The following is a 12,753-nucleotide window of genomic DNA, read 5'->3' on the forward strand; positions in this document are numbered from 1 at the left end:
TATTCCGCCACCGCATATAGTTAAAGCGCGAAATGCGTTGCTGAAATATAAGTCGTTTGCTACAGTCCGCGCACTCTGCGGCATGCATGATGCTGTGGTCGTCGCCTTGACGGATAGAACAAATTATCGGAGCTCACTCATGAAGTCGATTCGATCTCTTCTGGTTATCGGCCTGCTGCAGGTTGCGACCGCAACCGCCGCGTTTGCGGCGGATGGTCTCGCGCAGGTCAAATCCGCCGGCGTGTTCAAGATCGGCACCGAGGGCACGTACGCGCCGTTCTCGTTTCATGACACGTCCGGGCAACTGACGGGCTTCGACGTCGAGATCGGCCGCGAAATCGCGAAGCGCATGGGCGTGAAGCCCGAGTTCGTCGAAGGAAAGTGGGACGGCCTGATTGCCGGTCTCGACGTGAACCGCTACGACGCGGTGATCAACGAAGTCGCGATTACCGACGCGCGCAAGGTCAAATACGACTTCTCTGACCCGTATATCGTGTCGCACGCGGCGCTGATCGTCCGTTCGGACAATACGACGATCAAATCGTTCGACGACCTCAAGGGCAAGAAGTCGGCCAATACGCTCACGAGCAACTTCGGCAAACTCGCGGCGGCGCACGGCGCGGAGGTCGTGCCGGTGCAGGGTTTCAACGAGTCGATCGATCTGCTGACCTCGGGCCGCGTCGATGCAACGGTCAACGATTCGTTGTCGTTCCTCGACTTCAAGAAGCACAAGCCGGACGCCAAGGTGAAGATTGCCGCGATCGACACGGGCGAGCAAAGCGACAAATCCGCCGTGCTGATCCGCAAGGGCAATCCTGAACTGAAAGCCGCCATCGACAAGGCACTGCGCGATATGAAGGCCGACGGCACATATGCGAAGATCTCCGACAAGTACTTCGGCAAAGACGTCTCGCAATGAGCGCGACTGCGTACACGCCTGATCGCTTTCACGCCGCATCGACAACCCGAATCACGCGAGCCTGAATCATGCCTGCCTGGCTGCATCTGATGGGGCAGTCCTTGTGGCCCCTCCTGTACGCGGGCCTCGTCTTCACCGTGCCGCTGACGCTTGTTTCGTTCGCGCTCGGGTTGACGCTCGCGTTTATCGTCGCGCTGGTGCGACTGTTCGGGCCGCCGTGGGCCGTCGCCATCGTGCGCTTTTACGTGTGGCTGATCCGCGGGTCGCCGCTGCTCGTGCAACTGTTCGTCATTTTCTACGGCTTGCCGAACGTCGGCATCGTGCTCGATCCGTTGACGGCGGCGATTATCGGCTTTTCGCTCAATGTCGGCGCGTACAATTCGGAAGTGATCCGCGGCGTCATCGAGTCGATTCCGAAAGGGCAGTGGGAAGCGTCGTATTCGATCGGTATGACGCGCGGCCAGGCATTATGGCGCGTGATCCTGCCGCAGGCGGCGCGCGTTGCGCTGCCGCCGCTGTCGAACTCGTTTATCTCGCTTGTCAAAGATACGTCGCTCGCGGCCGTGCTGACGGTGCCGGAGATTTTCCAGGCAGCGCAACGGATCGCGTCCGTCACCTATGAACCGCTGATCCTCTATACGGAAGCCGCGCTGATCTATCTCGTGTTCAGTTCGGTGCTGTCTTCCGCGCAAGTGCGTCTCGAACGCAGGTTCGCGCGGCATGCGCTTTTCCAGTCGAGCAGCTGATGATCCGTCTCGAGAAAATCGACAAGTATTTCGGCAGCCATCGTGTGCTTTCCGCCGTCGACCTCGCGCTCGAACCGGGCAGCGTCACGGCGCTGATCGGTCCGTCGGGCAGCGGCAAGAGCACCTTGCTGCGCTGTGTGAACCTGCTTGAAATTCCGGAGGCAGGCACGCTCGAACTCGGCGATCTGCGCGTCGAATTCAGCCGCACGACGAAGCCGCCGCGCGACACCGTGCTTGCGATTCGCCGTCGCACGGGCATGGTGTTCCAGAATTTCCAGCTGTTTCCGCACCGGACCGTGCTCGAGAACGTGATGGAAGGGCTCGTGACCGTGCAGAAGTGGGACGTCGAACGCGCGCGTGCGCGGGCGCAGGAACTGCTCGCGAAAGTCGGGATCGCGCACAAGGCGGACGCGTGGCCAACTACGTTATCGGGCGGCCAGCAGCAGCGTGTCGCGATTGCGCGCGCGCTTGGGCCGTCGCCCGACGTGCTGTTGTGCGACGAGCCGACCTCGGCGCTCGATCCCGGTCTTGCGGCGGAAGTCGTCGAGGTGCTGCGCCAGCTTGCGCAGGAAGGGATGACGATGCTGATGGCGACGCACGACCTGCGCCTTGCGGCATCGATCTCGCGCGATGTGCTGTTTCTCAGCAACGGCGTCGTCGTCGAGGCGGGTCCGTCGCGCGAGATCTTCACGCGGCCGCGCGAGAACGAGACGGCGAACTTTGTCTCGACGCTGACGCAGAGCCTGCCCGACGCGTGGGCAAATTGATGGGGTGAGTGCGCGGCCGACAGCGCGGCCGACAGCGCGGCCGACAGCGCGGCCGACAGCGCGGCCGACTGTGTGGCTGCTTGCGGCGGCCGCCGGCCGCCGGTTACTGACGGCCGCCGTCGCGAATGTCCGGCCGGCTCCAGGCTACAATGCCCGGCAGATCAAGAACGGACGAGTTATGAACACCCGCGTTTTCACCGTTGTATCGTCTGCTGCGGCGCTTGCGCTGTTCGCCGGTTGCACCGTCTACAAGAACACTGCGGCTTGCGAAGACACGATGCGCAGCGCGGCCGCCGATCGGGCGGCATCGGAAACGTTGAAGATCAGCCATGCAGGCGCCGGTATTCACGGCAGCCGGGTGGTGGTCGAAGGTGCGTTCGAAAGCGTGGTGCCGGCCTCGTCGGTCGCGGCGATCACGGCGGCGTGGGCAAGGCCGCCTGCGTCGGACGCTGCGGAGGCTTCCGCGCCCTCCGCTGCGCGGCAGCCTTCGGCTGCGGCAACGCGCCCGGTTGCTTCCGCGACGGCATCGGCGCAGAAGTCGACCACCGGGGCCGCGCCGCAGACATCGGCCGATGTGCAACCGTCCACATCGACGCCCACGTCGGCGGGCATGGCCGGCGTTCTTGCGCCGACGTTCGCGACCTCGCAGGAGCAGACAGCGGCGGCCAGTCAGAAGCCGACCTCGCGTGCGTCGAGGAAACCGGTCAAGCTCGCCATTCCCGCGGCGATCGAATGCAGATTCGACGGCCAGAATCTCACGTCGTTCAAATGGCTCTCGCCGGGCAGACTCGTCAGTCATACCGATGGCGACGAGGCCCAGTCCGACTGAGTAGCGGGCGCACAGGCGGCGCTCCCTTACCCTTACCCGCACCCGCCTCGATCGTTTCGCGGCACGCGCCGACGCACTCGCGGCTCCATTCATCGTCAGCCGTCGCTATCGCATCGCAACATGCGTATCGGCATGATTTGCGTGCGTGCATGCCGTCCAGTGCTACGATTTCCAGTGTCGCGAAGCGGGAGGTCAGTATGGACGGCTATATCAGGCACCAGATAGAAGGCGCATCGGTCGACATCGATGTCGTGCCCGTCGCCCCGCATGGCTTCTGCGCACGCTTCCGGATTTTCCGCGATGCGTCCGATGAGCCCGAATGGCATCAGGTGCATGTGTCGGGCTCTGTGTTCAATACAGCCGCGGCGGCTGAAGAGGCGGCGCGGTCGATGGCGCTCGAGAAGGTGCTGGCGCGTGGCAATGGGTAGCGCTGCGCGCCATGCCGCTAAGCCGTTAAGCCGCTAAGCCGTTAAGCCGTTAAGCCGCGCTACGTTAGCGCTTCTTTTGCCCCGTTAGCGCCGGCTCGCGGCGTTTCCATCCGCAGCGCTTCCACCAGTCGCAACACGCGCTCGCCGAATACCGACGCGTCGCCTTCGAAGTACCGGTCGACCGCTTTCGTTTCGATCAGGCGTGCGCGCAGCGCTTCGCGCTCGCCATGTCCGTCGATCATCCTGACGGCGGCGTTCACATAGTCGTCGACGGACGCGGCGATGGTCCACGCCGGCATGTCCGCACGTGCGAAGAGTGCGCCGTCGATGCGCTCGAACACTTCCGGTCCCGTGACGCAGACGCCCGGCACGCCGAGCGTGAACGCGTCGACGATGCCGTTCGTGTTGCCGAACGGGAACGGGCTCAGAAACATATCCGCGCGATGAATGCGCGCGAGATAATCGGCGTACGCGTGAAAGCCGTGCACGATCGCGCCCGGCAGTGCGAGCGCGATGATCCGGCGCATATGTTCGAGCAGCAGACCGTGCCGCGCGCCTGTCATCAAATGAAACTGCACCGGCGTTTGCGCACGCTGTCGAATCCGACGGCATGCTTCGAAGAAGCGCGGATTGAGCTTCATCTGGCTCGCCGTGACAGCGATATCGAGCGTGTCGCGCCGCGCGGGCACGGCGGGTGCGATCGGCGGCAGCGCACTCGATGCAACATACGGTTGAGCGTTGCGCGGCAACGTCAGCAGTGTTTCGCTGAAGCAGGCCGGGTCGCCGACAAAGTCCTCTTCCACGCTCACATAGTCGATTCGCGCCGAGTGCGTCGTTGCCGGGTGGCCGAGCGCCGCGATCTGCAGAGGCGCCACGCGTAGATTCGACATGAAGACGGTCAACACGAACATGCCGACGCTCGGCATATAGAGCACGTCGGCCCGTTCCGCTTGCGCGAAATCGCGCACCGTCTTCAGGCATTCGCCGATGTAGTCCGGCTCCTTCAGTTCGATAAAGCGATCGAAGAGCGCGCGGCCGGTTTCGTCGACTGCGTAGCCGAAGCCGAATCCGACGACTTCGAAATACGCGCGTGCGGCAGCGAGCGTGCGCGAATGGGTTCGGTAAATCGAATGCGCGCTGCCGAACCACTCGAGCACGACGATCATGAGCGGCTTTTTCCGCTGCTTGCGTCGAGCGGCGCGGGCGGCGTCCGGCTCGGGCACGGCGCCCGGGAACTCGAGGTCGGCGAGCCCGAGTTCGTCGAGCTTGCGCCGCACGAGCACATTGATGTCCGCCTTGATCGCATGGCGGCGCGGCGTGTCGGCGTAGCTGCAATACATGTACGCGTTATGCAGTACGCCCGTGGGTAGCGCATCGAGGTCGCCGATTTGCGCCAGCTTGCCCGGCAACCATTCGAGCAGCACCTCGCGTTTGCCGTGCGCGCTCGCGGAGCCCTGGAACTCGGCCGCTAGCAAAGCGAGCGCGAGACTTGCGGCAGCGATCGGATGGCGCGACCAGATGTCGTCGAGTTCGAGCGGCAGGTCCGATTCGCTCGAATAGAGCAGGCAGAGTTTTTCGAGTGAGCCTCGCGCGGCGCTCGACATGTGCGCGGCAGGGCTGCCTTGCCACGCGCGGTAGAGAGAACGCGCGAGGTAGTCGGCATTGCCGGGCGGCGTTGCCGCGAAAAGCGAACCGATCCACGCGTGCGCCGACATCAGCGCCTTATTGACCGGGGCGGGCGGACGAAACGAAGCATCGGCGAAGAGCACGGTAATGGCCGTAGCGGCGCGCGCGCAGAAGCGCTGCTGCTGCAACGGTCCCGGTAAATCTGCAAGACCCGACGCGCAGAAGTCGTCATCGAGCTCGCCGCGCTTTTGCTGGAGCAGCGCAAGCAGCGCGATCAGCTGTTCGGTTGCCTTATCGTGATCGTGCGTATAGACGCATTGCTCGAAGTCGTCGAGCAGGAAAGTGGTTCGCATCGGGAACATCGCCAGAAACTTTGCATCGCTAAATTGTATGGGAACACCGTTGGCGGCTCGTCAGAAAAGTTTGCTACCGACATCATTTTGAGAGTTTTCTTGTATCGAAACATTCCGAATCTTTGTAGGATTCACCTGCTGTCGACGTAAGCAAACGTGTCGGACCACGTCGTGGCTTCGTCGGTGCTGGCAGGTGCGTTGATCAGGGCGCTGATCGGCTGCGTTCACAGTTCGAAGCGGAGTGGGTGTGGCGAAGCAGCGAGGAAAGTGGTTCGTGAAGTTGCCGGTGTCATCAATTTAATTCGACGTCCATATTAATAAGCGGGCGTGAATCGAAAATCCTGGCGGTTGAAGCCGGGAGGTCGGAGTTCGCCCGGTTCAGTCGGTCATTTACGAGTATCAGGCTAGAGATGAAGAACAGACGATATGTCACGCGTGCGCGCGACAAATATGCATCGGTGGTGGGTGGCGAGCGTAGTGCGCGGCGTTGGCGGTTGCGACCGCCTGCGGGCAAGGCGCGGCTGGCGGTGCTTGCGGTCGGTGTCGGGGCGGCTTCGTTTGCGCATGCCGCCGGGGCGGCCGATGCGGCCGAAGCGCGCGAACTGGACGGCGTGCCGCTTCAGACGATGCAGCAGCTTTCCGCGCAGCAGCCGGCGCTGCCGTTGCGTGCCGCCATGCTCGCCGCGGCGCCGGTCACAGACTACATTTCGGTCAGCGCGAATACCACGCCGGGCGCACCGACACATGCATCCGACGATCTGAACGCGATGGCGGTCGGCCCGACCTCGGCGGCGTCGGGTATCAACGCGACCGCGTTCGGCGCGGGCGCGTTCGCGGCACGCAGTTATTCGACGGCGGTCGGTTCGGGCGCGGGTGCATTGGGACTGCGCTCGACCGTGATCGGCACGAGCGCGACCACGGGTTTCGACGCGGACGGCGCGGTCGCGATCGGTTATCTGGCGCGCGGCGACGGCGCCGCGACGCTCGCGATGGGCTCCGAGGCAACCGCGTCGGGCGTGCAGTCGGTCGCGCTCGGATCGAGCGCGGTTGCCTTTGCGGACGCGGCGCTCGCGCTAGGCGCTAACACGCTCGCAAGCAGCACGGGCAGCGTCGCGCTCGGCGCGGACTCGTTCGCGGACCGGCAAAACGCCGTGTCGGTCGGCAATGCGAAACTGCAGCGGCAAATCATCAACGTGGCCGCGGGCACGTCCGATACCGATGTCGTCAACATCGCGCAGTTGAAGGGCGTCGTGACGGCGCTCGGCAGCGGCGCCGCGGTGAACGCCGACGGCAGCGTGTCGTTGCCGGCCTACGGCGTCGGCGGCATGGTCTATTACACCGTCGGCGATGCCTTGAAGAATCTCGATGGGCGCGTCAAGGCGAATACGGTCCGTATCGACGATCTGACCAGCGTGGTCAATAACATCACGGGCGGGACCACCGCGGCCGTCCGCTACTTCCGCGCGAATTCCGCGTTGAGCGATGCAGCGGCGACGGGCGTCGAAGCGGTCGCCATCGGTGGCAATGCACGCGCGACGGCGGAGGGGTCGATCGCGCTCGGCGCGAACTCGATCGCGGACCGCGAGAACGTCGTGTCGATCGGTTCGGCCGGGTACGAGCGTCAGATCGCAAACGTGGCGGCGGGCGTCGCCGATACCGACGCAGTCAACGTGGCCCAGCTGAACAGCGCGATCAGCCAGGTCATCATCAACGACCAGCCGCGCGCGGCGAGCCCGTTCGTCGCCGTGAACGGCAATGCGGCGACCGAAGCCGCGCAGGCGAGCGGCACGCGTGCCGCGGCGCTTGGCGCCAACGCGTCGGCAAATGGCGAAGCGGCGCTTGCGTTCGGTGCGAATGCGAACGCGACCGGCGACACGGCGAGTGCGATCGGGGCTCAAGCCGTCGCGAAAGGTAATGGTGCATCGGCGTTCGGCTGGAACAGCGCCGCCTCCGCCGACGGCGCGGTTGCGCTCGGCGCCGGGTCGGTTGCCGATCGTGCGAATGCGGTGTCGGTCGGCAGCGCGGGCGCCGAGCGGCAGATCACGAACGTCGCACCGGGCACGCGCGGCACCGACGCGGTCAATCTCGATCAGTTGAATGCCTCGTTCAACCAGGCGAACCAGGCGCTCAACGATCTCGACCGCAGCACGCGCAAAGGCATCGCATCGGCGTCCGCGCTGCAGATCGTCACGCCGTATCTCCCCGGGCGCACGACACTCAATGCAGGTGTCGCCGCCTATCGCGGCCAGGCGGCGCTCGCGATCGGTGTGTCGCGCTGGAGCGAGAAGGGCACGTTCAACGTCAACGCGGGCGTTGCTTCGTCAGGCGGCAACAGCACGATTGTTCGCGCGGGAGTGGGCATCGTGATTGGAGACTGACGCGCCGCGCTCAGCCGTCGAAGCAAACCAGATCAATGAACGAGCGCCGTGCGTGCGGAGTTTTGCCGGATGCACGCGCGGCGCGTATGCCTAAGGGAATGAAATGAAGCAATGGGTCGTCGCTGCGGCCGCGCTTGCCGCCTTTTCAGGGTGCACAAGCGAGGTGGCGCGCGAAAAGCTCGCCATTCGCGATCCGTCGGTTGCGCAGCGCGGATTCGGCACGCCGCAAGACGCAGCGGCGGGCGCAGCAGTCAAACAATGGACCGACACTTATACGCCGATCAAGCGCCGCGGCGCGACGCTCGATGCGTTGCAGACGAGGCTCGACCGGCTCGGGGCGAAGAAAGATTCGTACGCGGGCGCGAAGGCGCAATGCTGGATCGACACGGGCAAAGCGGCCTTCGCGGCGCATGACGAATGGGGCTTCGTCGAGGAATCGATCGGCGAGGCCGCGGCGCTGATCGACGGGCTCGAATCGGGCCCGGGCCCGGGCACGGGCACGGGCACGGGCGTCGGCCATGGCGGGGCAGCCGAAGCGCAACATCTGCGCACCTCGGTACCGGTGCGCCCCGATCTGTGGACGCAACTGAATGCGCTCAAGGCCGATAGCCGTTTCGCCGCGTGCATACCGGCGCAAAGGCGGGCCGCATGCGCGGAAGTCGCATTGACGCGCGCCGGACATGATGCATGGACGCGCGCTTTCGCGACCGCACAGCTACGTGCCGACCAACTGCAAACTCCTTTGCGCGAAGCCGGACAGGCGCTCGCTGCGTGTACCGTCGCCCGACCAGTGCCGCACGAGCCCGAAGTCATTTCGCTGTCGGCCGACGCGCTGTTCGAGTTCGGCCGCGGCGATCTCGCGGCGATCAGCGACGAAGGGCGCCGGCAGCTCGACCGGGTCGCGGTGCGGCTGCGCGCGCTCGACACGATCGAGCGGCTCGTCGTATCGGGCTACACGGACAGGCTCGGCCCGGATGACTACAACCTGCGTCTGTCGTGGCTGCGCGCCGATACGGTGCGGCGCTATCTGATCGACAGCGGCGTGGCCGTGCCGATCGATGCGCGTGGTCTCGGCAAGGCACAGCCGGGCAGTACGTGCGCCATGCGCGATCGCGCGGCGCTGATCGATTGCCTTGCGCGCGACCGGCGCGTGGAGATTCGTGTCGTCGGCGCGCAGTCCAGGGCGCTGCAAGCCGGCTAACCGACGCGCCGCGATTCAGAAGGCGTAGTACGGCCCGTCGCCCGCGGCCGTCGCGCGCGCTTCGATCGCAGTATAGACACGCCGTCCGAAGAAGAATGGCAGCCCCCAGTCGAACATCGTGTTCGACGGCCCCGCGAGGTTGTCGAATGCGTTGTTCGTGCTGGCGAGCAGCGTCTGCGCGTTGCCGACCGGAAACGACAGCGTAATTGCAGCGCCGTCCGCGCCGGTCATCGTGGCGGTCAGCGTCGCACCGGACGGCGGGCAGTACCACAGTCCGCATTGGGCCAGCGTCGTGGCGAAGAACATGCCGTTCGAGCCGCTGTCGATGAAGCTGTTCGGCCAGGTCTGTCCGTCCGCGCTGGTGACGATGCGACCGGTTTGCGTGTTGGTTCGGATGACGGTCGCGCCGCCGAGCGTGTTGTTTGGCTGTGTGCCGATACCGAAAATCAGCTGGCCCGTGACGGACTGCGCGCCCGCGTCCGGAATCGCGGGCAACTCGATGATCACGCCGTTATTGTTTTCCGCGAAGTCGGCCACCGGGTTGCCCACTTGCGAGGTGAGCGGTTGCGAGCCTGGCGTGCAGGTGCCGCCGGACACGCAGGTGTAGTACCAGCGCGGCAGCGCGTTGCGCGTGCATGCGCTACCGCAATCGGTGCTGAACAGGCCGATGCCGAGAATGCCGTTCACGCGCAGCGTCGCCGGCGACATCATCGGTGGGCCGGAATTCGCGCAGTCGGTGGGAACGGCTGGCAACGTGGGATCGGCGATCACCTGGATCGGCAGCGCGGCGGCGATTTGCCCCGCCATCCGCACGTCCGCGGTTCGCACCGCACCCCACGTATAACCGCTGCCGAACACGCCGCACGAGCCGCTTATCGTGCCGGCGCCCGCCGCACCGCCAGCGCCGGCGACGGCCGGCAAGTCGAGCGAGGCCGGGAGCGCGGACGCCAGTATGCGCAGTCCGCTCGATCCGGTGTCGACCTGCACATTGTCGATCGTCGCGCAGTCGCTGGTGGACGGCGCGCAGACCGTGACGCTCGTCGTCAACATGTTGCGCGTGCGGGTCGGCAAGGCGTTGATCGCGATTGGCTGCACGTTCGGCGTGCTCGACTGCGGGATCGCGGGCGGCGACGATGGCGGGGAGGGCGGCGCCGGGTCGGCGGCCGGGTTGCCGTTCCCCGCCGCGACGGGCGGCTGTCCGCTGTCCGCGCCACCACCGCCACCGCCACACCCGGCCAGCGCGGCCGCCGAAACAACGACCATCGCCACCACGACGCTGTGCGTGGCAAGCCCGGCAACGAGGGCCAGTTTCGCGTAACGGACCTGCAAATGGTGGAGGACGAGACCGGGGTAAAGATGAAGAGCGTTTCGCGTATCCACGAGCATTCTCCTTCACTGCAAGTCCGAGGGGGAAATGCCGGGGGGGATCGCCGCCGGCAGCCATGCACGACCCACGTAACTGCGCATTTGCCCGCCGGAATCGACGATCACGTCGGGCTGCACGACGCGCGACGCGTGCAGGCTGGCTCGCGAGCCGGCAAGCTCGGCCGCTTTCGCGCGATAAGATCCGCTGTACCGGCCGAGCAACCCGTCGAGGTTGGGCATCGTCGGGCCTTCCCACGTGTAGGCGAAGATCAGTCCGTCGCCGGTTGCGTATTCGTGGATCGTCGTGCCGCCTTCGTCGGTCCACGCGCGTATCCGGATGCTGGCGTCGGCCAGATGGTTCGCGACGGCCGCGCTGCCGGCCTGCGCGGTGGCGGGCATCGTGCCGCCGAGTTGCGCGCGGGCGGGCGCCGCGATCAGGATTGCCGCCGAACCAGCCGCGAGCACGACGCCGCGGCGCATGATGCGCAGAGTTATCGCGAAATTCATTTGGCTAGGTTTCCTAACTTTATGGGGACCGTTAATTCAAGATAGCACCACGTTTGTCCGGCCCATCAACTGCGCGGGATAACGCGTGGTTTCGATCTCAAAATTAGGTATGCGGCGCGCCCGAAATTTCCAGACAAAACAATAGACTTATCTCAAATTCGATGGTTTGCTCGAATGTCGGCGAAAACCTTGCCGAGTGTTAAATTTCGGTGCGCTTGCGCGCCGAACGCGAGCCGGCCGCCCCGGTTTTTGCCATCGGGGTCGCCGGACCGGTAAAATAGCGGGTTGATCCACGGATACTGCCGTGGCGTAGCGGAAGGATTCCCCGAACATGACTGATCTTCGTCTCACCAAGCGGTTTGCAGCATTGCTGATGGCAGGCGGTCTGGTCGCCGGCTGCGGCACGTCGTCGCCGACCAAAATCGACTACAAAAGCGACCAGAAATCGAAGGAAGTGTCGCTCGCCGTCCCGCCGAACATGATCGACGAGACTGCCGATCAGCGTTCGCTGCCGCCGCAAAGCGGCCAGACGTCCCTGTCCGCGCTGCAGCAGGTGCAAAGCTCGGCGCCGCCTGATACGGCGGTCGTGCCGGCCGTCTCCAACATGCATATCCAGCGCGATGGCACCGAAAGCTGGCTCGTCGTCGACAACGAATCGCCCGATCAGGTGTGGCCCCAAGTGCGCCGCTTCTGGCAGGAACAGGGCTTTCTGCTGGTCGTCGACGACCGTAAGCGCAACGTGATGGAAACGGACTGGAACGAAACCCATCCGGCAATCAACGACGGTCTGATCCGCAGCACGCTGACAAAAGCGCTGGGCAATTCGTATGTGACTGCCGAGCGCAACAAGTACCGCACGCGTCTCGAGGCGGCGCCGAACGGCGGCACGTATGTATTCGTGAGTCAGAAGGGGCTGCGCGAACAGCTGACCGGCGCGAACAACGATTCGAGCACGTGGGCCGTGAAGCCGAACGATCCGGCGCTCGAGGCCGAATACCTGAAGCGTCTGATGGCGTCGCTCGTGCAGGCACAGGCGCGCGCGAACCCGTCCGGCACGGCGGGCGGCGGCGAGATCCAGAATGTCGCGCTGTCGCCGGCCGGCTCGCAAACGGCGCCCGGCGCCGCGTCGATCGCAGGCCCGACCGCCGCGAACTCCGCTGCAGCAGCCACGGCCGCGCAAAACGTCGCGCTGGCCGCGCAAACGCCGACGGCCGAAGAACGCGCGGCGAACGGCGCCGCCAGTGCCGGTCCGACCGCGCAGTACTCGAACGCCGAACTGATGCTTGGCGAACCGTACGATCGCGCGTGGTTGCGCGTCGGCCTCGCGCTCGATCGCAGCAACTTCACGGTCGACGATCGCGACCGTACAAAGGGCATCTACTTCGTCCGCTACGTCGATCCGAAAGACATGAGCTCCGCCGAGCAGGGCTTCTGGAGCCAGGTTTTCCACGGCCGCAAAGAGAAAGTCGCAAAGCAATATCGTGTGAACGTGCGTGCGATTACGCCGAACCAGACGCGTGTTGCCGTCATCGACGACAAGGGCACGGTCGATACGTCGTCGCAGGCGAAGCAGATCATGTCGCTGATGGTCGATCAGCTGCACTGATTGCCGCGGTCATTGATCGGCACGGGCC

Annotated in this window: 11 protein-coding genes; 8 read left to right on the plus strand and 3 right to left on the minus strand. The window is 65.0% G+C overall.

Annotated elements, in window-relative coordinates:
* Nucleotides 1-139 precede the first annotated feature (139 nt).
* The 5 genes from QYH69_RS19265 to QYH69_RS19285 all read left to right on the plus strand — a co-directional run bounded on the left by QYH69_RS19265 (nt 140) and on the right by QYH69_RS19285 (nt 3,689).
* Nucleotides 140-919 carry an amino acid ABC transporter substrate-binding protein gene (locus QYH69_RS19265; protein ID WP_308833409.1) on the plus strand — a complete coding sequence of 260 codons (780 nt, stop codon included), beginning with the start codon at nt 140-142 and terminating at the stop codon, nt 917-919.
* Between the two features lie 68 nt (nt 920-987).
* A complete protein-coding gene (locus QYH69_RS19270) occupies nt 988-1,665 on the plus strand; it encodes an amino acid ABC transporter permease (RefSeq protein ID WP_308833410.1) in 678 nt (225 codons plus the stop codon).
* Complete coding sequence (locus QYH69_RS19275; protein WP_308833411.1) at nt 1,665-2,432, plus strand: amino acid ABC transporter ATP-binding protein; 768 nt, start codon at nt 1,665-1,667, stop codon at nt 2,430-2,432. The genes QYH69_RS19270 and QYH69_RS19275 overlap by 1 nt, the downstream gene beginning before the upstream one ends.
* Nucleotides 2,433-2,610: 178 nt before the next feature.
* On the plus strand, nt 2,611-3,261 hold the full coding sequence (locus QYH69_RS19280; RefSeq protein ID WP_308833412.1) for a hypothetical protein: 651 nt from the start codon (nt 2,611-2,613) through the stop codon (nt 3,259-3,261).
* A gap of 197 nt (nt 3,262-3,458) precedes the next feature.
* A complete protein-coding gene (locus tag QYH69_RS19285; protein WP_075156690.1) occupies nt 3,459-3,689 on the plus strand; it encodes a hypothetical protein in 231 nt (76 codons plus the stop codon).
* A 59-nt stretch (nt 3,690-3,748) separates the two neighbouring features.
* Here QYH69_RS19285 and QYH69_RS19290 read toward each other — a convergent pair whose 3' ends face one another.
* Nucleotides 3,749-5,668, minus strand: coding sequence for a glycosyl transferase family 1 (locus QYH69_RS19290; protein ID WP_308833413.1), 1,920 nt, complete (start codon nt 5,666-5,668; stop codon nt 3,749-3,751).
* A gap of 410 nt (nt 5,669-6,078) precedes the next feature.
* Between QYH69_RS19290 and QYH69_RS19295 the strand changes: the two genes are divergently transcribed.
* Together QYH69_RS19295 and QYH69_RS19300 are read left to right on the plus strand one after the other, a co-directional pair.
* Entirely contained in the window at nt 6,079-8,046 is a 1,968-nt protein-coding gene (locus QYH69_RS19295) for a YadA-like family protein (protein WP_308833414.1), read from the plus strand.
* 103 nt (nt 8,047-8,149) lie between these two features.
* On the plus strand, nt 8,150-9,247 hold the full coding sequence (locus tag QYH69_RS19300; protein WP_308833415.1) for an OmpA family protein: 1,098 nt from the start codon (nt 8,150-8,152) through the stop codon (nt 9,245-9,247).
* 15 nt (nt 9,248-9,262) lie between these two features.
* Here QYH69_RS19300 and QYH69_RS19305 read toward each other — a convergent pair whose 3' ends face one another.
* The gene (locus QYH69_RS19305; protein ID WP_308833459.1) at nt 9,263-10,510 is read right to left on the minus strand and encodes a DUF3443 domain-containing protein; all 1,248 of its coding nucleotides are present in this window, start codon (nt 10,508-10,510) and stop codon (nt 9,263-9,265) included.
* A gap of 129 nt (nt 10,511-10,639) precedes the next feature.
* Entirely contained in the window at nt 10,640-11,119 is a 480-nt protein-coding gene (locus QYH69_RS19310) for a DUF2844 domain-containing protein (RefSeq protein ID WP_308833416.1), read from the minus strand.
* 331 nt (nt 11,120-11,450) lie between these two features.
* Between QYH69_RS19310 and bamC the strand changes: the two genes are divergently transcribed.
* Entirely contained in the window at nt 11,451-12,725 is a 1,275-nt protein-coding gene (gene bamC, locus QYH69_RS19315; RefSeq protein WP_308833417.1) for an outer membrane protein assembly factor BamC, read from the plus strand.
* Nucleotides 12,726-12,753 lie beyond the last annotated feature (28 nt).

The sequence above is a fragment of the Paraburkholderia sp. SARCC-3016 genome (assembly GCF_031119615.1).
In the GTDB taxonomy this organism is placed as follows: Bacteria; Pseudomonadota; Gammaproteobacteria; order Burkholderiales; family Burkholderiaceae; genus Paraburkholderia.